General features: G+C 72.1%; 18 protein-coding genes. 10 read left to right on the top strand and 8 right to left on the bottom strand.

Annotation, left to right across the window (positions count from 1 at the left end; all coding sequences use genetic code 11):
• Positions 1-86 precede the first annotated feature (86 nt).
• The 5 genes from ACH4UK_RS20775 to ACH4UK_RS20755 form a co-directional block, all read right to left on the bottom strand.
• Positions 87-1,457, bottom strand: coding sequence for a hypothetical protein (locus ACH4UK_RS20775; RefSeq protein ID WP_398358244.1), 1,371 nt, complete (start codon positions 1,455-1,457; stop codon positions 87-89).
• Positions 1,458-1,775: 318 nt separating this feature from the next.
• A complete protein-coding gene (locus tag ACH4UK_RS20770; RefSeq protein WP_398358243.1) occupies positions 1,776-2,324 on the bottom strand; it encodes a hypothetical protein in 549 nt (182 codons plus the stop codon).
• Between the two features lie 12 nt (positions 2,325-2,336).
• The gene (locus ACH4UK_RS20765; RefSeq protein ID WP_398358241.1) at positions 2,337-4,616 is read right to left on the bottom strand and encodes a hypothetical protein; all 2,280 of its coding nucleotides are present in this window, start codon (positions 4,614-4,616) and stop codon (positions 2,337-2,339) included.
• Positions 4,617-4,761: 145 nt separating this feature from the next.
• Complete coding sequence (locus tag ACH4UK_RS20760; protein WP_398358239.1) at positions 4,762-7,221, bottom strand: GTPase-associated protein 1-related protein; 2,460 nt, start codon at positions 7,219-7,221, stop codon at positions 4,762-4,764.
• A gap of 282 nt (positions 7,222-7,503) precedes the next feature.
• Positions 7,504-10,314: a BREX system ATP-binding domain-containing protein gene (locus ACH4UK_RS20755; RefSeq protein ID WP_398358237.1), complete on the bottom strand. Its 2,811-nt coding sequence runs from the start codon at positions 10,312-10,314 to the stop codon at positions 7,504-7,506.
• 409 nt (positions 10,315-10,723) lie between these two features.
• On the opposite strand from ACH4UK_RS20755, the gene ACH4UK_RS20750 reads away from it, so the two are divergent.
• Complete coding sequence (locus ACH4UK_RS20750) at positions 10,724-11,494, top strand: thioesterase II family protein (RefSeq protein ID WP_398358236.1); 771 nt, start codon at positions 10,724-10,726, stop codon at positions 11,492-11,494.
• On the opposite strand, the gene ACH4UK_RS20745 is transcribed toward ACH4UK_RS20750, so the two are convergent.
• Positions 11,418-12,017: a helix-turn-helix domain-containing protein gene (locus ACH4UK_RS20745; protein ID WP_398358234.1), complete on the bottom strand. Its 600-nt coding sequence runs from the start codon at positions 12,015-12,017 to the stop codon at positions 11,418-11,420. The genes ACH4UK_RS20750 and ACH4UK_RS20745 overlap by 77 nt on opposite strands.
• Positions 12,018-12,147: 130 nt before the next feature.
• On the opposite strand from ACH4UK_RS20745, the gene ACH4UK_RS20740 reads away from it, so the two are divergent.
• Entirely contained in the window at positions 12,148-13,125 is a 978-nt protein-coding gene (locus tag ACH4UK_RS20740; RefSeq protein ID WP_398358232.1) for an NAD(P)/FAD-dependent oxidoreductase, read from the top strand.
• Between the two features lie 65 nt (positions 13,126-13,190).
• Positions 13,191-14,663 carry an MFS transporter gene (locus ACH4UK_RS20735; RefSeq protein ID WP_398358230.1) on the top strand — a complete coding sequence of 491 codons (1,473 nt, stop codon included), beginning with the start codon at positions 13,191-13,193 and terminating at the stop codon, positions 14,661-14,663.
• An 88-nt stretch (positions 14,664-14,751) separates the two neighbouring features.
• On the opposite strand, the gene ACH4UK_RS20730 is transcribed toward ACH4UK_RS20735, so the two are convergent.
• Positions 14,752-15,216 carry a group II truncated hemoglobin gene (locus ACH4UK_RS20730; protein ID WP_398358228.1) on the bottom strand — a complete coding sequence of 155 codons (465 nt, stop codon included), beginning with the start codon at positions 15,214-15,216 and terminating at the stop codon, positions 14,752-14,754.
• Positions 15,216-15,821, bottom strand: a complete 606-nt coding sequence (locus ACH4UK_RS20725; protein WP_398358227.1) for a flavoprotein — start codon at positions 15,819-15,821, stop codon at positions 15,216-15,218. The genes ACH4UK_RS20730 and ACH4UK_RS20725 overlap by 1 nt, the downstream gene beginning before the upstream one ends.
• Positions 15,822-15,984: 163 nt before the next feature.
• Between ACH4UK_RS20725 and hlmE the strand changes: the two genes are divergently transcribed.
• The 7 genes from hlmE (at position 15,985) to ACH4UK_RS20690 (ending at position 25,669) form a co-directional block, all read left to right on the top strand.
• Complete coding sequence (hlmE, locus tag ACH4UK_RS20720) at positions 15,985-19,275, top strand: holomycin non-ribosomal peptide synthetase HlmE (protein WP_398358225.1); 3,291 nt, start codon at positions 15,985-15,987, stop codon at positions 19,273-19,275.
• Positions 19,272-20,936, top strand: a complete 1,665-nt coding sequence (locus ACH4UK_RS20715; protein WP_398358223.1) for a GMC family oxidoreductase — start codon at positions 19,272-19,274, stop codon at positions 20,934-20,936. The genes hlmE and ACH4UK_RS20715 overlap by 4 nt, the downstream gene beginning before the upstream one ends.
• Positions 20,933-21,736 carry a thioesterase II family protein gene (locus tag ACH4UK_RS20710; RefSeq protein WP_398358221.1) on the top strand — a complete coding sequence of 268 codons (804 nt, stop codon included), beginning with the start codon at positions 20,933-20,935 and terminating at the stop codon, positions 21,734-21,736. The genes ACH4UK_RS20715 and ACH4UK_RS20710 overlap by 4 nt, the downstream gene beginning before the upstream one ends.
• Positions 21,715-22,872, top strand: coding sequence for an acyl-CoA dehydrogenase family protein (locus tag ACH4UK_RS20705; RefSeq protein WP_398358219.1), 1,158 nt, complete (start codon positions 21,715-21,717; stop codon positions 22,870-22,872). The genes ACH4UK_RS20710 and ACH4UK_RS20705 overlap by 22 nt, the downstream gene beginning before the upstream one ends.
• A 71-nt stretch (positions 22,873-22,943) precedes the next feature.
• Positions 22,944-23,816 (top strand): GNAT family N-acetyltransferase, encoded by an 873-nt coding sequence (locus ACH4UK_RS20700; protein WP_398358217.1) that lies wholly within the window; start codon positions 22,944-22,946, stop codon positions 23,814-23,816.
• A 45-nt stretch (positions 23,817-23,861) separates the two neighbouring features.
• The gene (locus ACH4UK_RS20695; protein ID WP_398358216.1) at positions 23,862-24,701 is read left to right on the top strand and encodes an alpha/beta fold hydrolase; all 840 of its coding nucleotides are present in this window, start codon (positions 23,862-23,864) and stop codon (positions 24,699-24,701) included.
• A 143-nt stretch (positions 24,702-24,844) separates the two neighbouring features.
• Positions 24,845-25,669 (top strand): hypothetical protein, encoded by an 825-nt coding sequence (locus ACH4UK_RS20690; protein WP_398358214.1) that lies wholly within the window; start codon positions 24,845-24,847, stop codon positions 25,667-25,669.
• Positions 25,670-25,678: the final 9 nt, after the last annotated feature.

Genomic DNA, 25,678 nt, shown 5'->3' with positions numbered 1-25,678 from the left:
TCCAACCTCGCGCTGATGAGTGGTGAAGGACGAGGACGGCCTTCACGACGTCGGTGATTCGGTTGGTGCTGCAGCGGAGCTGCGACTTACTTCGACGGGTAGAAGCCCGCCGTGAAGCCGGTGACCCACGAGCGCTCGCCGTGCTCGGGGACGTACGCGGCGACGCCCTCGGCGACCCAGGTGGGAGGCTCGACGTCAGGGCCGAGCGGGGTGACCTTGTCGGCGGCCAGGTCGACCTCGACCGGGAGCGGGGGGCGGCTGGAGCGGTCGGCCGGGACCGTTCCGTAGGCGATGCGACGCTCGGCGTCCACGGACGTGAACGTGACCCTCTTGCGGTCCTCGGTGTCCTCGAAGCAGTAGCCCTTGTTCTCGCGCAGATCCAGCACGACGGGGCCCGCGTGGACGTAGCGGCCGCCGGACAAGGTCGGCGCGGGCGGCCTGCTGTCCGCGCCGACGGGCTTTCCTTCGCAGCGGACGGTGACCCGTACCTTGCCGGTGCCGGGGTCGCGGACCTCGTACCGGCGGATCGTGCCTTGCTTCCCGGCGGACCAGTCCGCGACGATCACGCCGCCGAGGTAGCTCGGCTCCACCAACCCGAAGATGCCCTGTCCGGCGTCGGACGGTTCGTTCTGGCCGCTGTGCCAGTTTCCGCCGCCGAGCCAGAAGGAGGAGGCGTCTGCGGAGGCCAGCGGCCCCTGGGGCGAGACGCCGAAGACGTGGGCCCGCTTGTCGCACTCGCGCGGGCCGGCGGACCGCCACTGGGTGCAGCGTGCGACCCCCTTCGGGGCCGCGAGCTCGCGCGTCGTGTAGGTGGTCTGCTCGCCCGTGGTGACGTCCACCGACGCGAGCTTCGCCTCCGTGCCCCGCGGCTGAGTGGAGGTGTGGACCACGCCGCCGCTGTCCTGGGCGGCGAAGAACTCGCCCTTGTGCGGGAACTCGAAGGTACGGTCGGCCTCGACCTCGCCCGAACCGCCGGCCGGGAACACGTTGAGCCGCGTGATGTCGCGGGACTTGGACGCCCCGTCGCCGCCCGTCTCGCCCGAGAACTTCACCACCGCGTAGTCGGTCTCGTCCTTCGAGGTCAGCAGGAGCGTCACCTCGCCGTTCACCGAGCCGTCCTGCCCCGACGCCGACAGTTCCACCGGCGCGCCGGTCCAGCGCACGACACCGGTCCGCAGATCCCGCGCCACTACCTGCGTGGACCTGCCGTCCCGGGCGTTCTTGAGGAAGAGGACCTCCTTGGCGTGCGGCGCGTAAACGGGACGGCTGAGCTTCTCCGACGACTCCACGGCCCACCCCTTGGTGCCGTCGAAGGCGGCGGGCACCTCCACCCGGGGCTTCCGCTCCTCTGTGGGCGCCGCGCCCGTCGTGGCCGTACGCTCCTGCCCCTCGGGCTTCTGCCCGTCGTCGCTCCCGCCGCCACTGCACCCCACCAGCAGCAACACGACCGCGGCCACTCCGGCGGCACCCTTCCCCGCACGACGCACGGCCCCCACGGCTCCGCCCCCATCTCCCTCGTCCAACTCTCCACTTTCTCAACGCGGTTATAACCGTACAGCGCCGCTCTGACACCTCACCGTGACGCTCGCCGGTCCGCGACGACGAAGCGCACTCGCCTGCACCAGGCTGCGTGACGGTGCTGGGAGCGTGCTGGTCTGCCCGAAGCTCCGCTGCAGCACCAACCGAGTCACCGATGTCGTGAAGGCCGTCCTCGTCCTTCACCACTCATCAGCGTGAGGTTGGAAAACGCTCACTGAGCGGCGGGTGCGGTCAGCTCATGCGCACTTGAGTTCCTTCTGGGCGAAGGAGGTGAATTGATTGAGGAGGGCGGGGAGGGTTTTGCGCCCGTTCTGGGTGCTTGCGCGGCTCACATGGATCCGAAGCTCGACGAACTTCCCGGTCGAGGGGCCCGTGCCGGGGAGGGGCCTGCAAGGCACGTACGAGGCTGCGCCCGTGTCCCAGGCGATACCCTTTTCTCCGGTGCGAACCGAGTCCGGCTTGTGCGCGGACCATGAGCTCCAGTCGATGAATTCTTCCTCGTCCTCGAAATTGGCGAAGGCGCGGAATCCGTAGTCACCATCGACGTACAGGATGCAACTCACGGACGAATTATGTTCATCGAACTGAAAGGGATCGACATCCTGGCTCAGTTTTTCGCCCACGGGTATCAGGGGTTGCACCGCCGCTCCGTCGAATGCGTTCCAGCAGAATTGATTCGGCAGTGCCGGGGCAGTCTTCTTCGTCTCTTCGGAGCATCCGGTCGTGACGCCCAGCAAGGTGAGCGAGAGCGCCAGTGATGCCATGATTCTCGTGGGCCGGTGCATGCGGATACTCCCTCAGGGGCGGGTTTCTTCTACCATGTCGCGCCCGATGGAGTGCGCGCTTGCGGTTGCCGTGGCGGCGGAACCCTTGTAGTCGTTGTACTGATCAGGTGTCAGGCCGGCTGCTTTTCCTGCGGTGACGACCGCCGATTCTGCCGCTATTCTGGTGGACTTCTCTGCTGCCGTGTAGTCCTTCCCTGATGCGAGTGCGGCCTCATCGAGATCGTCATTCTGTGCCGAATCCACTACCGCTTGAGTGATGTCCTCCTGGATCCAGGTGACAGCGTCCCCACCCACGGGCAGCATTTCGAGGTACTTGGCGCCGACTAGGTCGATGACCCGGTTCGTCCACTTCGCGTTGTCCTCGACGCCCTTGTTGTACTCATCATTCTCGTGCGTTTTCAGTTCGATGGTCGCGTGCGCCCGCGCCTCCGCCATCATTCCTGCGATCTCCCCGCCCGGATGGACCGCGTTACGAATCGCCTCGCCCATGTCCGCATGCCGCTCGGGATGGCGGAACGCATCGCCCACGAGTGCCGTTGTGTAGGCCTGCTGAGCATGCGTGATCGCACCGTAGGCGTCAGGGTCCTGGCCGACCGAGCCGAGGAACCTCGTCATCAAGTGCTTCTCGAATTGCGCCGGTTCGCCGAACGGCTTGATCTGGCCCGCCGCGTTCTCGGCGGTCGCCTGGAGGTCCGGCATGTACTCCGCCGCCATGTTGCCGAACTGCGGGGCCAGGGCGCTCAGCGGGCCTGGCGGGTCGCCCGCCTTGGCCGATACGAGCTCCGGGTTCGTGCCGATCTTCTCCACGACCTTCTCCATGACACCGCTCATGTCCTCGGAGTGGCGTACCGGCGGTGCGTCGTCGTCGCCGGGGACGCGGCCCGTGACCGCTGCCTCCAGGGCGTTGCCCATGGCCTTCTGGCCGAGCGTGGTGCCGCTCTCGGCCGTCGTGTCGTACCAGTCGTCCGCAGGCTTCTCGTCGAGCATGTAGTCCACCACGCTCTGTGCGTCCTTGCCGCCGGTCTCCACGTCGAGCAGCGTGACGATGCCGTCGTTGTTGGTGTCCGACCGCAGGTTCTCGTTGAAGAACTCCGCCGCCGCCGCAGGGTGCCTGCTCATGGCGTCCATGAGGCCGGTGACCGGGTTGAAGCCCTTCCCCCCGTCTGTGCCGAGGTTGATCGCCATGTCCTGGTTGTACGGCAGGTTCCGGGACCAGATCTCGGGGTCCTTCTTGTCCATGGCGATCATGTCCCGGCCCACCGACGTCAGGAACGCCTGGTCGTAGGTGCCCTCCCGCAGCAGCGCGCCGAGCGCCTGGTAGCCGTACACCTTGGCTCCCACGCCCGCGAACCCGGAGACGTCGATCTCCTTGCGGCCCGCCTGGAGGAGCTGTGAGGTCCAGGCGGCGTCCAGATGGTTCGGTACCGACGGCGTGGTGGCCAGGCCCAGCATCGCCCCCATGTCGCTCTGGATGTTGCGGACCATGCCCACGCGGTCCGCTCCCGCCGGACCGAGGGACGTGGAGTCCAGGGACATCCGGGTGAGCGCCTCCAGCGTTCCGTCCGCGCCCAGCCTGCGGTAGAAGGCGGTGGCGAACTCGGGGTCGTCGCGGTTGTCGTCGATGATGTCCTCGAGTTTGCGCAGCGCCTCGAGGTTCCGGGCTGTGCCGCCCTCTCCGGTGACCGTCTTCAACAGCTCTGCCGCGTGACCCGCCTGCTCCGCGTCGAGGGTCTTGTACGCGGGCTTGCTGAAGTCGTGCTCGCTCTTCATGTTCGCTTCGAGGGCGCGCTTCAAGGACTCGTCGGCGTCGGAGCAGTCCTCGACGATCCGGTCGACCTTCCGCTGCCAGGAGGCGACCGCCGCCTTCTGCTTGCTCAGCGCCTCCGGATAGTCCGGATCCCGACGCGCGGTGTGGTCGTCCTCCAGATCGTGTCGGGCCACCACCTTGCCCCTCGCGGTGACCACCACACCGGCCGCGGGGCCCTCTACGTCCTGAATGCCGAGCAAGGTCTTCTTGGCGTACGCGAAGGATGTGTAGGCGTCCGCCAACAGGGACTTGATGCCCCTGGCCTGGGACACGGCGTCGTCGAACTCCGCTGCCGTCTTTCCGACGAACCCCTTGGTGACACCGGCGTTGACACCTTCCCACCGGGCCTTGGTCGCCTTCGCCTTCATGCCGTTGCGGGCATCCTCGGCGAGTCTCTCGAGTCTGGTCACCATGGTGCCCCAGTCGTCAGCAGCCAACTTGAGCTTGCTGACGGGTGCGTTCACCACATCGTCGAAGGTCAGCACGGTTCCCCCATGAACGGCTGGTCTGAGCGCCGCAGGGCGGAGCCGCCCCCCGGGGTGCCAACCTAGTCCCGGGTGCACAGGGGCACCGTATGCATGTGCGACTTTGAGACAGGCGCGAGGCCGGGCGGTCCGCCCCGGATCGGGGTCAGCCCCGCCGCACCCGGCCCGCGATCCGGCGGCCCAGCCGGCCCAGGGCGCTCGACCTGTTCCAGTCGCGGAAGGCGACCGCCCGGCCGCTGCTGCCGGTGCGCCCCACCGTCTCCTCCACCTCCGCGACGGCCTCGGCCGTCATCGTGCGCACGGCCGGGCGCAGCACCTCGTCCAGGAGGGCGGCGGCCGTGGCCGTCCAGGCGGAGCCCGCGTGCGGGTGGGCGGTCCAGACCGTGAAGCAGTCCGCCGTGTAGGCGGGCTGGGTGCGCAGCCGGGCGCGGGTCGGCTCCGAGCGGGCCGCACGGTCGTAGGCGGCGATCAGTTCCGCGTCGTCGCCCTGGACGAAGTCGTACAGCTCCGCTCCCGGCCGGTCCGGGGCCAGCAGGCGTTCGACCAGGGAGGCGAACGCCCGGTCCCGCACCGCGGGTTCGACCGGCTGCGCCCGGTCCCGGAGCGTGCGTACCTGCTCCGCCCAGCCGGGCTCGGGCGCCCCCGCGCGCAGGGCACGGCAGAGGTCCAGGAGCTGGAGCGCGGCCCGCTCCCGGCCGCCGATCTCCTGCGGGAAGCCGCGCAGCAGGTCGTGGGCGAGCGCGGTGGCGTCCTCCGCGTCCGCCGGTGCGCCCAGTGCCGCGTCGACCAGGCGGGCCCACGTACCGGCCGCCCGGTGCGCGTCCGAGGTCGCCGCCTCCAGCAGCATCCGGGCCTCCTCCACGGTGGGGGCCCGGTCCTCCCAGACCAGGCCCACCGCCGTGCGCAGGATCAGGGGCTCGGCGAAGGGGGAGAGGCCGGCCGCGCGCAGTACCCGGTGCCACACTGCCGCCCGGTCACCGCCCAGCGTCGCCATCGCCTCCGGCACCTCGGCGCACATCCGCAGATGCGGCAGCGCCTGCGTACCGGTGAAGGGCAGCGTGACCCGCTCCAGGAAGCGGGCCACCGCCCCCGGGTCCTGCGGCGCGATGCGGTCCAGCGCGCCGAGCAGCGCCGTCCGCACCTCGAACTGCTCGTCCAGCAGTTCCAGGAGAGCCGGAGCGAAGACCGGAGGGCCTTCGTGCTCCGCCGGCCGATCCGCGTCCTCGCGGACCGCCTCCGTCAGCAGCGCGGGCGCCAGCCGGTCCACGACGCCCGGCAGCAGCTCCGTACCGTCCACGCCCAGCAGCCGGGCCACCCGAAGCAGTTGCACGGTCCGCGCCACCGAGCGCGAGCCGGTCGTGTCGGCCAGCTCGGTCAGGATCTCCGGCCCGAGCACCCCGGCGACGGCCGCCCCGTCCGGACCCGCGAACGCGTCCCGGCGCGGCAGTTCCAGCGAGCCGTTGCCGCCCCGTACCGCCTCGGTGACCAGCATCGCCGCGAGCGGCGCGGTGACCGAGGCCGGGCAACGGCCCTCCAGCGCGCCGAACAGCCTTCCGGCCGCGTCGAACTCGGATCCCGTACGGTCGTCGATGCCGGGGGAGGTGAGGGCCTCGACCAACTGGCCCGTGCGCTTGGCGTCCAGCGCGTAGGGGCGCTCGGCGGCCCAACCGGCGCCCGCTGCCCGGCCGTCCGGCCCGAGCATGACCCCCGCGCACAGGGCCACCACGGCCAACGGCCCTGCGGCGAAAGGCTCCCCGGGCAGTTCGCGCGCCTCGCGGAACAGCTCGGGCGACCGGCTCCGCCAGACCCGGGCCGCCGTCGCCGCCCATACGTCCTCGGTACCGCCCGCCGGGGCCTGCCCCGTGCATGCGTGCACCCGCAGCCCCGCCGCTCGGGCCGCCGTCGCGTCCTCGGGCAGCACCCCCACCACCCGTGCCGCCGAACTCCCCGGCCGCCGGGTGTACGTGGTGAACGTCAGCCGCTCCGCGCACTCCCTGGGCAGGGTCACCGACGCGAGGCCCAGCCACCGGGCCACATCCGCGCACTGCCGCTCCACCAGCACCACCGGTCGCCCGCCGGCCTCCTCGCCCTCGCTCGCCCGGCGCAGATCCGCCAGCACCGCCGCGAGCCAGGGGCCGCGGGACACGGCGAAGTCGTCCAGGCCCTCGGAGACCGCCGCCGGGCCCGGCGGCAGCGTCAGCGGGTCCGGTATCGCCCCGCCGGGCGTCACCGCCGCCCAGTGCGGCGAGCGCCACGCCTCGACCGGCAGCCGGTCGCCCGGCAGCGGGACCCCCGGCGGCAGATGCACCGCGTGCGCATGGAACCGGACACCCGAGCCCGAGCCGCCCGGGTCGCGTACCGGAGCCGAACGCGCCACCAGCCGACTGCCGTCGGACAGCACGGCATATCCGAACGCCTGCGGCAGCGAACGCAGTTCGCCGTCGGACGGCCGGTCGGGTACGCCCCCGGGAAGTTCGTAGCGCACCAGGGGTTCGATCTCGGCCAGCAGGGCCCCCGACACCCCGGGCCCGACCGCCGTGAACCGGCCCGCCGACTCCGCGTCCCCCGGCGCGGGGGAGGTGTAGTGCACCTGTGCAAGGCTCATCTGTCGGCCCTCTTCGTCCTGCCGCGCCCGGTCCCCGTGCCCACCCCGTACGGCTGGGTCGGGGGAAGAAGTCCGCAGCCGCGGGGGCGACGTTATCAAGGACGCAGGGATCTCTCCGATCCTCGGCGGGCCGGGCCTCCCCGCCCCACCGCACAGCGCACCGAGATGTCCGAATTCCGCCGGTCACCGCTGCCTTGGACGCTGATTTGGGAGACGTTCCCCCCGGTCGACGGCCACGACGGGGTCATGCGCCTGCCGGAACTCCGGGCCGGCCGTCCGGCGTCAGGCGGACTGCCGGTGACGGCGGTGTCCGGCCGCGGCTTGAGGGTGCAGGAGCGTCGAGCCCGCCGCGCCCTCCTCGGCCGACAGGAACCGGCTCAGCTCGCCCCGGCCGCTGATCCGGAGCTTGCGGTAGCAGTGGGTGAGATGCGATTCGACGTTGCGCAGGCTCACCTGGAGCAACCGGGCGATGTCCCGGTTGCTCATCCCCTGGGAGGCCAGCTTGGCGACCTGGCGCTCCGAAGGCGTCAGCAGCGCCTCCGCGGACGCCTTGCGGGGGTCCGGCCGGCCGCCCGCGTCGCGCAGCGCCTTCTGCACCAGCTCCACCAGCCCGTCCGCGCCCAGGGCGATGCTCACCTCGTTGGCCCGGTGCAGCAACTCGCGGGCACGGGCGGTGGATCCGCCCTGCTGATAGGCGTGCCCCGTCGCGTACAGCGACTGCGCGTACAGCAGTGGGGCCTCCTCCACGTCGAGGAGGTCGACCGCGCGACGGTTGAGCCGCAGCACGTCACCCACGGGAGACACGGCGGCCAGCGTGAGCAGCGCCCTGCCCTGGGCGAACGGGGCTCCCCACCGCAGGGCGAGGTCGGCCTCCCGCCGGGCCAGCCGCCGGGCGTCGGGCAGATTGCCCAGACCGGCGCAGATCAGCGCCTTGGTCGAACGCCACGGCAGCACCGCCGGGTTGCTGATCCCCCGGCGGCCCAGCTCCTGCTCGCAGTAGGTGACCAGGGCCAGGGCCTGGCGCGAGTGACCCAGCCGGCCCAGGGCGCGGGCGGCGCTGTGGGCGAGGTGCAGGTGCCACCAGGCGGCGGGCTGCCCGGCCGGCGGCACCTGGACGTCCAGCAGCTCGGACACCTCGGCGAGCTGGTCCTTCTCCACGGCCACGTCGATCAGCACGCTGCGGGCCAGGGCGCCCATGTGGTGGGCGTCCGCGTCGATCCGCCGCAGCGCGGTGAGTGCCAGCCGGGCGTCCCGCCCGGCCTCCGTGAGCAGGCCCCGGTGCATGTGCAGCAGGGCGCGGACGGCCCGAGCCTCGGCGACGCGGGCCACCGCGCCCTCCTTGATCGCGAGGCGCACCTCCGCGTCGATGTGGCTCTGGGCCTCGTCGAAGTCGCCCGCCCAGATCAGCCCCAGCAGCGCGTAGTACCAGGAAGGCGAACCGTAGGGGGTGCGGGGCGTGGCGAGACACATGCGGCAGAGCCGGCGCGCGGCCGCGGCCGACTCGCCCTTCGCGATGCGGCGCAGGATGACGCTCTCCAGACGCTCCAGTCCGCGCGGGGCGTCGGCGCACGCACCGTCGTCCATACAGATATGGGCCAGGTGCCGGCTCAGCCGGGCCGCCGCGGCGGCGTCCTGGTCCCGCACCCGGTCGTGGACGCTGTTGAGCACCTGACGGGCCTCCTGCGGCTCGCCGAGGCGGATCAGGGTGTCGGCCAGCCGGTGCGCACGTGCGGCCAGCTCCCGGTGGCCCGCGGCGAGCCGGAGCAGCGCGTACTGCGCCGGCACGGATCCGGGGAGGTCCAGTTCGAGGAGGGTGAGCACCCGCAGTTCGGCGATGCGCGGGGCCAGCTGCTCCGGGACGCCGTGACGCTCCACGGTCTCGATGTGTTCGAGGGCGGTGGGCGCGTCCCCCGGCAGCAGCTTCTGCGCGGCGTCCAGCAGCAGGGTGGCCATCCACGGTTCGTCGAGGGCGGCCGCCTGCACGAGGTGCGGGGTGATGTCGGCGGGGCCGAACCTGCGGTGGTACAGGCACCGGGCGGTCTGCTGGTGGAGCACGGCACGGTGCGAGCGGGGGATGTCGAGGTAGAGGAGCCGCGCGATGACGGGGTGGCGGAAGACCAGGCTCGTCGGGTGCAGGATGCCGCACTCGGCCAGCTGCTCCAGATTGCGCGACGCCTCCTCCACGGACAAGGAGCAGAGTTCCCCGATGAGTTCGGCGGTCATCGCCGAACCGCCGACGACGCTGACGGCGTGCGCGACGCGCAGACCGTCGCGGTCCAGCCGGCGCAGCAGGCTCAACACCCGGTCCTTGACCGCCCGGAGCCTGATCGGGAGGTCCGCCGCGGAGTCGTACCGGACGCCGTCGCCCGACTGCTCCGCACTGTGGGTGGCCAGTATCTGCTGGGTCAGCAGATACGGATTGCCGCCGCTGTCCGCGATGAGGGTCTCCGCGGGGCCCGGGACGCAGCTGCCGAGCGCGTCGACCAGACGGGACGCGGCACTCGGGCCGAGGTCCTCCAGGCGCAGATGCCGGTCGGGACGGATGCTCTCCATGAACTCGACCAGAAGGTTCTGGTCGCCGGCCGGTTCCCCCCGGCGCTGGCTCGCCAGCAACACCACGCGAATGTTCTCGATCCGGCGCAAGAGGAATCCCAGCCATAAGAGAGAATCCCGATCGACGCACTGAATGCAATCGACCGTCACCAGAATCGGGATGCGCTCCGATGTCGCACTCATTACCTTGTACAGATCGGAGAGCTGCAGATATTGCGGGTCGACCTGTGCCGGATGGCGCGATGTGTACTGTCCGGGCGGGGCCGAGGGAACTCCCGCCTTTTCCAGACAGCTGAACAGCTGATGAACGATACCCATCGAAAAGCGGCGTTCCGTGGGGGCGGCGGTGGCCGAAAGCACCAGCATGCCCCGCTGTCGGGCCTGCCCCTCCGACCATCGGAGCAGGGTGGTCTTCCCGGTCCCGATGATGCCCTCCACCAGGGCGGATGCTCCCTCGCCCGCCAATGCGGAGTCGAGCATCTCCTCGATAATCCGGAATTCCTGATTCCGTCCGAACAACTCCCTGGACACCGCTTGCATCCCCCTGTTCGACAGTAAAGACGAGAGCCTGGAGACCACCCTTTCCAGCCTTTTGGGCCGAGCCGGGTGAGCGTTGCGCTGCGTGCTGTCCGGACGCTAACACGCCGCGCGCCTGCACCGTTGTCGGAGATACGGACTTCGGCCAGCACGCGATGGCCCTTCGGTCGATTCTGCGGATCCACCGTATTGAGGAGCGATCATTCCGCACGGGTACGGTCAGCCGGGCCGTGCGGGGGCCTGGCACGGTCGGTGTCCGTCACCCCGGAGGTCGTAGTCGTCCCGGCGAACCGAAAGGGTGGCAGCGCATGTCCACGAAGACCCGAGAGCCAGGCACGGAACACCTTTCCCCCTTCCGGGCCGGCCTGCCGGCGCAGGTGCGACGGCGGCCCTGCGCCGGGGCGGGCGCGTGATGACGGATCTGTCGGTACGCCTGTTCTGTCTGCCGTACGCCGGGGCCTCGGCCCGGATGTACGAGGCCTGGGCGCGGGAGCTCGCCCCCTCGATCGTGGTCACCCCGGTCGAGCTGCCGGGCCGGGGCTCTCGGGCCCACGAGCGCCCGGTGGCCGGAACCGAGGCACTGCTGCGGGACCTGACCGCCTGTGTGACCCGGTTCTGCGACCGGCCGTTCGCCCTGTTCGGGCACGGGCTCGGCGCGCTGCTGGCGTACGAGATCGCGGCCCGCCTGGAGTGGCGCCACGACCGGGTCGCCGAGCGGCTCTACGTGTCCGGGCAGGGGGCGCCCCGCGCGGGGGCCGGGGCGGACGAGCTGAGCCGACTGCCGCCCGAGCTGTTCCTCGAACGGGTCCGGGAACTCTACGGATCCGCCCGCAGGACCTTCGCCGACCCGGAGGCGATCGGCAGACTACTGCCCCTGATGCGGGCCGACTTCGCCATCGCCGAGGCCTACCGGGCCCGCGCCCAGGACGTGCTGCACTGCCCGATCACCGCCCTCGGCGGCCGGGGCGACGCGTCGGCGGACCGGGCGCGGCTCGCGGGCTGGCAGGCGCACACCCGGCGGCACTGCCGGGTGCGGATCCTCCCCGGTGACCATCTGTTCCCGCACACGGCGGGGGAGCAGGTGACCGACATGCTCGCCGCGGACCTCAACGGGCCGGGCGGCTTCCCTCCCGGGGGCGGGCCCGTACGTGCATACGCTCCCCTTGCCGGCCGAAGAGGCTGAGCACCTCGACGGGGCCCTCCCCGGTGGTGCCGAACCAGTGCGGCAGCCGGGTGTCGAACTCGGCCGCCTCACCCGGACCCAGCATCAGATCGTGGTCGGCCAGCAGCAGCCGGAGCGTGCCGGACAGGACGTACAGCCACTCGTAGCCCTCGTGGTTGCACAGGTCGGGCGTCTTGCGGGTGGCCGGGAGCACCATCTTGAACGCCTGGAGCGGACCGGGCTGACGGGTCAGCGGCAGCACCGTGTTGCCGTTGACGCTCCGGGGCGAGGGCCTGATCCGCGGATCGCCGACCTCCGGAGCGCCCACCAGCTCGTCCAGGGGGACCTGGTGGGCCTGGGCGATCGGCAGCAGCAGCTCCAGGCTCGGCCGGCGCTGCCCCGACTCCAGCCGGGACAGCGTGCTCTTGGAGATCCCGGTCGCCTCGGCGATCGCGGTCAGCGACACGCCGCGCTGCGTGCGCAACCGGCGTAACCGGGGACCCACCTCGTCGAGGACCTGGGAGATGGCAGGTGATTGCTTCATATCGCCCATTCCACCGGGTCGTTGCGGAAACGGCAACAAACGTTGTCCCGCTGCGGGGGCCGATCGCACCCTGTGCGTGCTGATCGCGGGAGCAGGCGCGGGCAGGAAAAGTGAGACGAGAGGGGCGGACATGTCCGAGAACGGATCGCGGAACGGCTTCACCCACGAGGACGGCATCGACGTCGTCGTGATCGGTGCCGGGGCCGGCGGCCTCAACGCCGCGCTGGTCCTGGCGCGGGCGCGCCGCCGGGTGGTCGTCGTCGACTCGGGGGCGCCGCGCAACGCGCCCTCCGCGCACATGCAGGGATTCCTGTCCCGCGACGGGATGGCGCCGAGCGCGCTCCTGGAGACCGGCCGGGCCGAAGTGGCCGGGTACGGGGCGGAGTTCATACAGGGCGAGGTCGACGACGTGGAGCGCGACGGCAAGGACGACGCGCCGCGCTTCACCGTCCGCCTCGTCGGCGGCGTGGTGCTGAGCACCCGCCGGGTGATCGTGGCGACCGGCCTGCGCGACGAACTCCCCGACATCCCCGGCGTCCGCGAGCGCTGGGGCAAGGACCTGCTCCACTGCCCGTACTGCCACGGCTACGAGGTCAGCGACCAGCCGCTCGGCGTCCTCGGGACCAGCCCCGGCGCGGTCCGGCACGCCCTGCTGCTGCGTCAGTGGTCCGACGACGTCGTGCTGTTCCGGCACGGGCTGGAGCTGACCGACGACGACCGCACGGCCCTCGGCGCCCGGCAGGTGGCCGTCATCGAGGGGACCGTCAAGCGGCTCGTGGTCGAGGACGACCGGCTGCGCGGGGTCGAGCTCGCCGAGGCCAGCGGCGTCGCCCGCAGCACGGTCTTCGTCGTCCCGCGCATGGTGCCGCGCGACGGACTGCTCACCGCGCTGGGCTGCGAGCGCGGAGCCGACGGGTGGATCGCCACCGACCGCTCCGGCCTCACCAGCGTGCCCGGGGTGTGGGCGGTCGGCAACGTCGTGGATCCCCGTGCCCTGGTGGTCAGTTCCGCCGGTATGGGATCCGCCGCCGCGTTCGCCCTCAACCACGGACTGGTCGACGAGGACGTCGCGCTGGCCGTCCGGGCGGCCGCCCGGACCACGGCCTGACGGGGCCGGACGGACATGCCCACCGAGTCACCGACGCCCGACGGGCCCCAGAGGAGAGACCTGCGATGGACCCCACCCAGCCCCTGACCGAACCCACCCTGCCCCCGAGAACACCGGCGGCCGGACCGGTGGGCTCCGGCGACGGCCCCGGGGGCGAGGGCCGAGCCCCCGGCAAGGGCACCGGATCCCCGGCCGGACTCGCGTTCGTGATGCTCGCCGTCGTCCAGGCCACCCTGATCTTCACCATCACGCTGATCGCGGTGCCGCTGCCCGCGATCGGCCGGGAGTTCGGCCTGAGCGCGGCGGACCTGGTCCTGGTCAACGCCGCGTACGGGCTCCCCTACAGCGGTCTGCTGCTCTTCGGCGGCCGACTGGCCGACCGGTACGGCGGCCGCCCGATGTTCGTGCTGGGCCTCGTGCTGTTCGGCCTCGCGTCCGCGACGGCGGCCTGGGCCCCCTCGTTCGAGGCGCTGGTCGCCGTCCGGTTCAGCCAGGGCCTCGGCGCGGCGCTCACCGCACCGGCGGCCCTCGCCGTCCTGCGCGCCGTCTTCCGCGAACCCGCGGCCTTCGGCCGGGCCATGGCGAGCTGGGGCGGCGTGTCCGTCCTCGGCGCCGCGGTCGGCACGCTGACCTCGGGCGCCGTCACCACCTGGGTCTCCTGGCGCTGGATGTTCGCCGTTCCGGTGCTCGTCGCCGTGGTCGCGCTCCTGCTGACCCGCCGACTGCTCCCGGCCGACCCCGCCGACGCCTCGGCCGCCCCGCCGGGACTCGACCCGGCCGGGGCGCTCCTCGCCACGCTGGGCATCTCGATCGGCAGCTACGGCCTGATCCTCAGCGGCGACCACCCGTGGAGCTCGCCCCGCGTCCTCGTGCCCCTCGCGATCGGGGCCGTCCTGCTCGTCCTGTTCCTGCTGGTCGAGCGGCGCGTACGGGACCCGCTCCTGCCGCCCGGCTTCACCGTGGAGCCCCGCCGGCTGGTGGGCCTCGTCGGCATCCTGCTGGCAGCGGCGGGCACCGGCCTGGTGACCTTCCTGCTCTCCCTCTACCTCCAGCAACAGCAGGACTGGTCCACCCTGGCCACGACCGGCGCGTTCGTCCCCTTCACCCTGGCCCTGATCGTCGCCAACCAACTGGCCGGGCGGGCGGTCGGCCGGCACGGCGCGGGAGCCGTCACCATCGCCGGACTGGTGGCCGGCGCCGTCGGACTGGCGCTGCTCACCGGCATCGGCCCCGACACGTCGTTCGCCCTCGGGCTGATGCCGGGCGCGGTCCTGCTGGCGGGGGGCACGTCCTTCATCTTCTCCGGCTCCGCCGTGCTGACCACCACGAACGTCCCCGCCCACCAGGCCGGACTGGCGGGCGGGGTGATGAACACCGCGATGGAACTGGGGCCCACGGTGGGCCTGGCCGCCCTGATGGCGGTGGCCGCGGCCCAGGCCGATGTGGTCGTCGGCTACGCCTGGGCGTTCGGCGCCGGAGCCGTCGTCTACCTGGTCGCCGCGCTCGCGGCGACCGCGGTGGTCCGGAGCAGGCCCTAGGCCCTGCCCGGCCCCCCACGCAGGCCGGGCGTGCCCTCCCCGCGGGGACGGCACGCCCGGCTCGCGGACCGGCTCCGGCCGGCGCCGGTCAGGCCTTGCCGGGCGGGGACTGGCCCCAGCCCCAGACCGGAACGGTCTCCCGTCGCGAGGGCGGCGCGTCGGGCTGGGAATTCGCCATGGCCCGGCGGGAACCCCATTCGATGTACGCGACGAATGCCGACCTGAATTCCGAGTCGGCGGGCAGTTCGACTTCGTCGGCGGCCTCCAGCATCAACGTCACCCAGCGCTGCCGCTGTTCCGGCTGGATCTCCCGGCCACGATGGCTCTTCAGCATGCGCCGGAACCCGCCGAGTTCTTCGGTGTAGGTCGCGGGACCCCCGAAGACCTCACCGAGCCAGGTCGCCACGTGCTGCGGATGATCGTCCGTCATGTACTGGAAGAGCGGGGCCAGGAGTTCATCCTTGCGTACCCGCCGGTAGAACTCCTCGGTGAGCCGTTCCAGCGTTTCCGCGCCGCCGACCCATTCGTACATCGTCGGAATTTCCTCCGCCATCACGACACCTCCGTTCGTCGGTGATTCTCCGGTGTGGCCAGCAGCTCGGCGACGAGCTTGGCCACCTGCTCGGGCGAGGGCAGCGACGGATGGCTGGAGCGGTTGCCCGTCCCGGGGTCGAAACCCTCGTGCCAGACGGGCTCCGGCACTGCGCACCCGTCCTCCCGCAGCTGCGCGACATTGCGCCGCACGGCCGGCTTCTCCCACATGCGCGCGCCCATGACCGGGAAGAACACCACGGGGGAGGCCATGGCGAGGATCACTGTGCCGAGGCGGTTGGGGGCGGCCCCCGCGGCGGCCATGGCCAGCGTGTTCGCCGTCGCCGGCAGCACCAGCAGGATGTCGTGGTCGGCCGCCAGCCGGGACGGTTTGTCGGTCGGCCAGTCGTCCGGCGACTCGCCGCTCACCACCCGCTCCGCGAACAGCGCCGCCGTCTGCGGCGACAGGAACGACGTGGCGGCCGGCGTGAGCAGCACGGTGCAGGTGACGTCCAGACGCTCCCGCAGGAAGCCGAGATACGACGGCAGCGACGGCGTCGCAATGGAACCGGTAGCGGCGACGAGTAGGCGTTTTCCGCTGGAAGGAGAGGGGGTCGGATTTTCCATGGCGAAATCATGAGGGGGAATTCATGGGCCGGTCAACACCGTTGTGTTGCATGTCTCTTGACCGTTCGGTGATACCGAAGAGGTCCTTCGGTCAGTTCTGCGGTGGCACCGTATTGATGCTTCGTGCGGCGACCCGCCACGGTATCGGGGTTGTTCGACGCACGTGGTGAAGAGAGGCGTGGAATTCATGGAAGACGTTGTTGCCGAGTTGCTGAATCGTCACCCGCAGGACCTGCCCCGGGCCGAATCGCGTCCCGCGGAACGTCATGACGCGTTCCCGCTGACCGACATCCAGCAGGGATACCTGATCGGCCGTCACAGAGGTCTGGAGCTCGGCGGGGTCTCCAGCCACTATTTCTTCGAGTTCGACGGGCCCGCCCTGGACGTCCCCCGCCTCACCACCGCCCTCGGCCGGGTCGTCGAACGCCACGACATGCTCCGCGCGGTGACCGACGACGACGGAGCCCAGCGGGTCCTCGCCGAGACGCCCCCGTACGCCATCGCCGTCACCGACCTGCGCGAGGTGTCCGACGCCGAGCGGGACGAGGCACTGGCACGTGTCCGTGCCGAGCTGGAGAACCAGGTGCTGCCCAGCGGCCGTTGGCCGCTCTTCGACATCCGGGCCACGCACCTCCCCGGCCACCGCACCCGGCTGCACGTCAGCGTCGACCTGCTCTTCGTCGACGTCCGCAGCCTGCTGCTCGTCCTCGCGGAGTGGCGGCGCTTCTACGACGACCCCGCCTGGTCCCCGGCCCCGCTCGAGCACACCTTCCGTGACCACGTCCTGGCCGAGCGAGAGCTCCGCGACGGCCCGGCCGGCCGCCGCGCCACCGACTTCTGGACGGCGCGCCTCGACGAGATCCCCCCGGCCCCCGACCTGCCCACGGCCACCGCCCCCGAGCAGATCGGCCCGCCCTCCTTCGTCCTGCGCCGGGCCGTCCTGCCCCAGGACCGGTGGGCCGCCCTGTCGGCCACGGCCCGCCGGCACGGCCTCACCCCCTCCAACCTGCTGCTCGCGGCCTACGCCGAGGTGCTGCGCACCTGGTCGCGGCGGCAGGAGTTCACTCTCACCCTCACGCTGTTCGACCGGCTGCCGCTGCACCCGCAGACCGACGGCATCGTCGGCAACTTCCTCTCCCCGAACCTGCTCACCGTCGACGGCCGGTCCGACGAGACGTTCGGGCGTCGGGCCGCCCGGGTGCAGAGCCGGCTGCTCGCCGACCTGGAGCACTCCCTGTACGGGGGAGTGCGGGTCCTGCGTGAACTGACCCGACGCCAGGGCGACGGGCGCAACGTGTCCATGCCGGTGGTCTTCACCAGCACCCTCGACGGCGCCGAGGACGGCGCCAAGGGCGACCCGCTGAGCGTCTTCGGCGAGCTGGCGCACAGCGCGAGCCAGACCCCCCAGGTCTGGCTGGAGAACCAGGTCTTCGAGGAGGACGGCGCCCTCAGCGTCAACTGGAACGCGGTCGACGGGCTGTTCGCCGACGACACGCTCGACGCCATGTTCCACGCCTACCGGACCCTCCTGGACCGGCTCACCGACGACGAGAGCGTCTGGGAGCAGACCGGTGGCGCGGTGCCCCTGCCCGCGGCCGAACTCGCCGAGCGCCGCGCGGCCAACGCGACCGCCGCCGACATCCCGCCGCGCCTCCTCCACGAGCTGGTGCAGGAATCCGCCCTCCGCCGCCCCGACGCCGTCGCCGTGATCGCCGACGGGACCGAGGTCACCTACCGGACGCTCCAGGGGAACGCGCACCGGATCGCCCGACGGCTCCGCTCGGAGGGCTGCGCGGAACCGGGCACGCTCGTCGCCGTCTCCATGCGGCCGGGCGCCGCGCAGATCGCCGCCCTCCTGGGCGTTCTGCACGCGGGCGCCGCGTACGTCGCCATCGACCCGGAACTGCCCGAGGAGCGCCGCCGCTCCCTGCTGCACCGATGTCGGGCCAAGGCCGTCGTCACCGAGGCGGAACTGGGCGCATCGCTCAGCTGGCCCCAGGACATCCGGGTCGTCACCCCCGACGACCCGGCGACACTGCGGTGCGGCACCGGACCGCTGGAGAGCCGGCAGAGCGTCGACGACCTCGCGTACGTGATCTTCACGTCCGGCTCCACGGGCGAACCGAAGGGGGTGATGATCTCGCACCGCAGCGCCGCGAACACCGTGCAGGACATCAACGCCCGCTTCGAGGTGACCGAGCGGGACCGGGTCCTGGCCCTCGCCCCGGCCGGATTCGACCTGTCCGTCTACGACGTCTTCGGCATCCTGGGCGCGGGCGGCTGCGTGGTCGTCCCCTCCGCCGGGCGCGGCAACGACGTCGCCCACTGGACGGAGCTGCTGGACCGGCACGGGGTCACCGTCTGGAACAGCGTGCCCGCCCCGATGCGGCTGTGGACCGAGTCCCTCGCCGACCTGGCCGAACAGGACGGCGCCGGACACGGCGGGAGCCTGCGGCTGGCCCTGCTGAGCGGCGACTGGATCCCCGTGGCGCTGCCCGGCCAGATCCGCCGGCGCGTCCCGGGCATGCGGACGATCAGCCTGGGCGGGGCGACCGAGGGGTCGATCTGGTCGGTGTGCTACCCGATCGGGGAGGTTCCGGCCGACTGGACGAGCATCCCGTACGGCAAACCGCTCGCCAACCAGACCCTGCACGTCCTCAACGCCTGGCTGGAGCCGTCCCCGAGGGGCGTGACGGGCGACATCCACATCGGCGGCGTCGGCGTGGCCCAGGGCTACTGGAGCGATCCGGAACGCACGGCCGAGCGGTTCATCGACCACCCGGTGACCGGCGAACGGCTCTACCGGACCGGTGACCTCGGCCGGTACCTGCCCGGCGGGGACATCGAGATCCTCGGCCGCGAGGACTTCCAGGTGAAGATCAACGGCTATCGCGTCGAACTCGGCGAGATCGAGGCCGCTCTGGGCCGGCTGCCGGGCATGCGCCAGGTGATGGTCACCGCCCAGGCCCACCCCCGTACCGGACAGCGGCAGCTGACCGCCCACCTCGTCGGCGACGACCCGGCGGTCCTCGAACCGGTGGCCCTGCGCACCGCGATGGAGGCGGTGCTGCCCGGCTACATGGTGCCCTCGCACTACCTCACCCGTGACGCACTCCCGCTGACCGCGAACGGGAAGATCGACCGGGACGCGCTGGCGCTGCCCTGGAGCGACGGCGACGAGACCCAGGGGCGGACCGCGCCGCGCGGCGCCGTCGAGGAACGGCTGTTCGCGCTGTGGGCGGAGCTGCTGGGGCACAGCGAGTTCGGCGTCGAGGACGGCTTCTTCGACGTGGGCGGCGACTCGCTGCACGCCGTACGGATCATCGCCCGGCTGCGCGCCGACTTCGGCATCGACGAGGACGCCGAACAGCAGGTCATCGAGGGGCTGTTCATGAACGCGACGATCGCGGACTTCACCGAGATCGTCCGGCCCTTCGAGGAGGCCACCGCATGAGCGGCACGGCGCACGACCCCACCGGCGACACCCTCTGGGACCACCTGGTGGTCGGAGCGGGCTCCGCGGGATCCGTCACCGCCGCCCGCCTGGTCTCCGCCGGGGCGCGCGTGCTGCTGGTCGAGGCGGGCGGGGACCAGCCGGAAGGGGGCGCGGAGACCAACCCCCTCCGGGACGCCAACCGCCTCATCCTGGAAGGCTTCAACTGGGACCACCGGGCCAACCTCCGCTCCAGCACCCGGTGGGACGAACTCGTCGGCGCCGACGGCGCGTCCGGCTCCCCCGCCGGCGAGGCGCGGAGCCGCGCCCTGTGGACCCGGTTCCCCTACCAGCTGGGCAAGGTCGTCGGCGGCTCCTCCGCGGTGAACGGGGCGATCGCGATGCGCCCGCTGCGCAGGGACTTCGACACCTGGGTGGCGCGCGGCAACCCCGACTGGAGCTGGGACCGGGTCCTGCCGTACTACCGTCGGATCGAGAACGACGCGGACCACCCAGGCGACGCGGCGCACGGGGACCGCGGCGCGATCCCCGTCCGCCGGCCCGGCCCCGCCGACCTGCACGAACTGGAGGTCGCGTTCCGTACCGCCTGTCTGCGGATGGGCGTCGAGGACCTGCCCGACCTGAACGGCGGCGGCGAGCGCGGAGTCGGCCCGGTGCCGGCCAACGCCGTCGACGGCGAGCGCGTCGACGCGGCGACCGCCTACCTCACCGACGTACGCAAACTGCCCGAACTGGAGCTGCGCACCGGCTGCCGGGTGACCCGGGTGCTCTTCGAGGGCCGGCGCGCCGTCGGCGCGGTCCTGGTGGACGACGACGGCCACCGCACCGAAGTGCGGGCCCGGAACGTGATCCTGTGCGCGGGCGCGGTCGGCACACCGGTCGTCCTCCAGCGGTCCGGCGTCGGGGACGCCCGGCTGGCGGCCGCCCTCGGTGTGCCCGTCGTCGCCGACCTGCCCGGAGTGGGCGAGAACCTCGCCGACCACCCCTCGGTGGTCATCTGGTCCCTGCCCGGGGCGGGCGTGTGCAGGCCCGGCATGCCGTGGCGGCAGATCGCGGCGCGGATGTCCAGCGGGTACGACGACGACGTCGACGTCCAGGTGGGGCTGCTCAACAACGTGGAGTCCACGACGATCCCCGGGTTCGTCGACCGCCTCGGCTCGCCGATGGCGGTGGGCCTGTCGGTCATGCTGATGCGCCCGGAGTCGCGGGGCCGGGTCTTCGCCGAGAGCGCCGACCCGGACACCCCGCCCGTGATCGAGCTGGGCATGGGCACGATCGAGCGGGACGTGGACCGCCTCATGCACGGCGTGCGCAAGGCCTGGGGCATCCTGCGGGCGCCCGGCATCGCCGAGCGCCTGGAGCGGACGCAGTTCTGGACCGACCGGATGATCGGCAACGAGGTCGTGCTGCGCAACGGGGTGCGGAACATCATGAACCCCGGCTGGCATGCCGTCGGTTCGGCCCGCATGGGGCCGTCGTCCGACCGGATGTCCGTGGTCGACCAGCGCGGCCGGGTCCACGGCCTCGAAGGGCTGCGCGTGGTCGACGCGTCCGTCTTCCCCTCGGTGCCCAGCGTCCCCACCAACCTGACCACGCTGATGCTCGCCGACCGCATCGGTGACGACCTCGTCGCCGCGTTCACGGAAGGAGGACGGGCATGAGCCGCGCGACATCCCCGAAGACCCCGGTCCGGCTCTACTGCTTCCCGCACGCCGGCGCCAGCTCCCTGGTGTACCGGGGCTGGCGGGCGCCCCAGGGCGTGCCCCTGGAGATCGTCGGCGTCGACCAGCCGGGACGCGGTCTCCGGGCCCGGGACGCCCGCGTCACCCTCTACCCGGAGCTGGTCGCCGCCATGGCCGACCAGGTGGCGGCCGATCTGCGGGCGGCCCGCGCGGAGCGGCACGGGCTGCGCTGGGCCACCTTCGGCCACAGCTTCGGTGCGACGCTGAGCCTGTCGGTGGCCGCGGCCGTCGCGCAGAGACTCGGGGAGCGGCCCGAGCGGTCCGTGCTCTCGGCGGCGCTGCCGCCCAGGCTCCAGCCCGAGAGCGTCATCGGCGACCTCGACGACGACGCGCTGCTGGCCAAGATGGTCGCCGACGGCGGCACCGCGTCCGCGCTGCTGTCCAACAGCACGATGACGCGGCTCCTGGTCCGGATGATGCGCCAGGACGAGGAGATCCGCTGCCAGTTCGGCCGCGAGACCTCCACGCTGCGCGTCGACCACCCGCTGGTCCTGCTCGCCGCACGGGACGACCGCCATGTGACACCCGCCCAGATGGCCGGCTGGGCGGAGCACAGCACCGCACCCAGCCACCGCGTCGAGATCCCCGGTGGCCACTTCGCGGCGGTGCTCGAACCGGAGCGGGCTCTCGCTCTGGCAGCCGACGGCGCGACCCGTGCCCCCGAGGGGCGACCGGGTCGGGAAGGGGAATCGCTGACATGCGTGAGCGTCCCGAGGTGACCCCGCACTACGGTGCGGAGCACGAGGATTTCCGGAAGATGGTCCGTACGTTCCTGGAGCGCGAGGCCGTTCCGCACCACGACCGGTGGGAGAAGGAGGGGATCGTCGACCGCGAGCTGTGGCGGAAGGCCGGTGCCGCCGGGCTCCTCGGCATGGACGTGCCGACCGAGTACGGCGGCGGGGGCGAGCCCGACTTCCGGTACCCGGCCGTCTTCGCGGAGGAGCTCATCAGGGCGCGGGTCACCGTGCCCGGCTTCGTCGCCCACAACGACGTCGTGGCCTCCTATCTCGCCGTCCGTACGACGCCGGAGCAGCGGCGGCGCTGGCTGCCCGGACTCTGCTCCGGCGAACTCGTCGCGGCCATCGCGATCAGCGAACCGGACGCCGGATCCAACGTGGCCGACATCCGCACCACCGCCGTCCGGGACGGCGACCACTACGTCCTGAACGGCCAGAAGGCCTTCATCACCAACGGAGAGAACGCCGACCTCGTCCTGGTGGCGGCGCGCACCGCGCCGCAGCGCGGCGGACAGGGCCTGAGCCTGTTCGTCGTGGAGCGGGGCGCCGCCGGCTTCGCCCGGGGCAACCGGCTGGAGAAGCTCGGCTGGAACGCCAGCGACACCTGCGAGCTGTTCTTCGACGGCTGCCGCGTTCCCGCCGACAACCTGGTCGGCAAGGAGCACGCCGGCATGGCCTACCTCATGACCGGGCTGCCGCGCGAACGGCTGAGCATCGCCACGGTCGCGGTCGCCGCCTGCGAACGGATGCTGGAGGACGCCCTGGACTACGCGCGGCAACGCCAGGCGTTCGGGCAGGCCATCGGGAGCTTCCAGCACAACCGGTTCCAGCTGGCGACGATGGACACCGAGGTGACCATCGCCCGGGTCTTCCTCGACCACTGTGTCACGCAGATCAACGCGGGCCGGCTGTCGGCCGCCGACGCGGCGAAGGCCAAATGGTGGACCACGGAACTCCAGGTGGAGGTCTCCAACCGGGCGCTCCAACTGCACGGCGGCTACGGCTATCTGAAGGAGAGTCCGATCTCCCGGGAGTGGGCCAACAGCCGGGTCCAGACGATCTACGGCGGCACCACCGAGATCATGAAGGAAATGATCGGGCGATCCCTCGGCCTGTGAGCGCCGCACCCCCCTCACCTCCGCACATCCGGCCCGGCGAGCTCGGCCGGACCAGAAGGGACCACTGCTTCATGAACTCCCACGACGCGTTCACCGTTTCCACCGCCACCCTGGAGGACTGGTACCAGGTGGCGAAATGGGCGGACGGGGAAGGCTGGAACGTCGGCGACGGCGACGTGGCCTGCTTCCATCCGACCGACCCCGCCGGCTTCTTCATCGGCCGCCTCGGCGAACGTCCCGTCGCGGCCGTCTCCATCGTCAACTACGACGACCGGTACGCCGTCCTCGGCCACTACCTCACCGACCCGGAGTTCCGCGGCCGGGGCCACGGGCTGGCGACCTGGAAGGCGGCGTTCCCGCACTCCGGGAACCGCACGGTCGGCCTGGACGCGATGCCCGCACAGCGGGCCAACTACGAGACGTACGGGTTCAAGGCGGTGCACGACACCGTGCACTTCGCCGGACGTCCGGCGCGGTCCGGCGGGTCCGGCGGGTCCGGCGGACCAGGCGAAGGGGTTGCCCCGGTCACCCCCGAGCACGCCGAGGCCCTGGCCGTCTACGACCGCCGCTGCTTCCCGGCCGACCGGAGCGGGTTCGTCGCCCGCTGGCTCACCGCACCGGGCCGGACCGCCCGCGTCCGGCTGCGCGACGGCGCCGTCGTCGGATACGGAGTGATCCGCCCGGCCGGTCGCGGCCACCGCATCGGGCCGCTCTTCGCGGACACCCCCGAGGACGCCGCCGCGTTGTTCGACGCCCTGGTGGACTGCCTCGGCCCCGACGAGGAGGTCTCCCTGGACATCCCGGGCACCCACGCCGCTTCGGCCGACCTGCTGAGGTCCCGGGGGCTGGCGGCGCAGTTCCACACCGTGCGCATGTACACCGGCCCCGTACCCGGGACATCCGAGGAGCGGGTCTTCGCCATCACCACGCTCGAACTGGGCTGACCGGGCCCCGACCGGGCCCGGGGGCGCCTGGGCTAGGTTGGCGGCATGAGCGACGTGAGGCTTTCCGCGGGTGTGATCACCTATCAGGACAGCGGTGGCGACGGGCCGGTGGTGGTCCTCCTGCACGGGGTGGCCATGGACGGATCGCTGTGGGACGACGTCGTCGCCGGGCTCGGGGACGGCGTGCGGTGCATCGTGCCGACCCTGCCGCTCGGCGGGCACCGCAGGCCCATGGACGCCGGGGCCGATCTGTCCGTCCTCGGGGTCGCGCGGCTGGTCGCGGAGTTCCTGGAGGCCCTCCGGCTCGAGGACGTGACGTTGGTGATGAACGACTGGGGCGGCGCTCAGGCCCTGGTCGCCGACGGGCGGGCCGACCGGATCGGCCGGCTCGTGATCACCTCCTGCGAGGCGTTCGACAACTACCCGCCGGGGCTGCCCGGCCGGAACCTCGCCGCCTTCGCCAGACTGCCCGGAGGACTCCGGATCGCCTTCTCCCTCCTCCGGCTGAAGCCCGCGCGGCGGCTGCCCATGACCTGGGGGTGGATGAGCAAGCGGCCCGTCCCGCACGCCATGATGGACGCGTGGTTCCGGCCGCTGCTGACCTCCCCGGAGATCCGGCGCGATCTGCGCGCCTATGTGCTCGGCGTGCCGGAGAAGGCCGAACTCCTGCGGTGGACCGAGCAGTTGCGCACCTTCGACCGGCCCGCGCTGGTCCTCTGGGCGACCGAGGACCGGGTGATGCCGCTCGACCACGGGCGACGCCTCGCCGGGCTCCTGCCGCAGGGCCGGCTGGTCGAGGTCGCCGACAGCTACACGCTCATCCCGCTGGACCGGCCCGACGCCCTCGTCGAGCACATCGGCGCCTTCCTCGCCGAGACGGCCTGACGGCCCGGACCGGGGCCTGGCCAGCGGTGCCGCACATGTTCCGATGAGGCAACAGTCCCCGGACGCCACCGCCCCGCGCAGCCGGGCGAACCTATGATCGACGCGGCGTCGAGGAGGAACGGGGAAACGCTGTGACCTGTCATGTGCCCTTAAGGAAAGTCCGGATCGTCCTGCCCCTGGCCCTGGTGACCGTGCTGGTCGCCGGCTGCTCCGGCGCGGCGGAGAACCCCGGGAACGTGGAGAAGCGCGACGCCTCGGCGAGCGCGAGCGCCGCCCAGGGCTCCGGCGACAGCACTGGGGACGGTCCGTCGGCCGACGCCGCCGACCCGCTCGACCCCGACCCCGCCCGGCTCCCGAAGAACCGGGCCGCGGCGCTCGACCTCATCGGCCGCGTCATCGCCGAACCCGACAGCTTCGGCCCCGGAGTGGTGAAGCGGAGCCCGTACGAGAGCGACCCGGCCACCTGGCCCGTACTGGGCGAGGACTGCGTCTGGCAGCAGCAGAAGCCCGGGTTCAGCGTCCTGGCGACCCGCACCCGCTCGTTCGAGGTGCCCGCCGAGCCGGGCAAGGGGCCGGTGCGCCTCGCCGCCGTCGTCACCGTCCACCGCACCCGCGAGGACGCGGCCTGGGAGATGGCGGAGTCCATCGAGGAGACGATGCGCTGCCCCACCCAGGAACTGCGCGAGGGCGAACTGATCGGCTCCATGGTCGCCGCCGCGCTCCTCGGCGGCGAGGCCACCCAGACCAACTCCGAGGACGCCCTCAGCGAGATGGGCCAGTACCAGAGCTCGGAGCTCGGCGGACCGCACCACTACGCCTGGCAGCAGGCGCAGACGCTGCAGTTCACCGTCGCCGTGACCGGCAAGGGGGCCAAGGGGCGCACCGAGCGGGAGATCGACGACCTGGTCGTCCAGGCGCAGGCCGCCATGCTGGTCCGCTTGGAATCCGCCGTCGAGAAGCAGAACTGAGGCCGGGCG

Source organism: Streptomyces sp. NPDC020884, from assembly GCF_044333935.1.
Taxonomy (GTDB): domain Bacteria; phylum Actinomycetota; class Actinomycetes; order Streptomycetales; family Streptomycetaceae; genus Streptomyces.
Note: the sequence above shows the minus strand (reverse complement) of the source record. Positions and strands in the feature narration are given on the sequence as shown.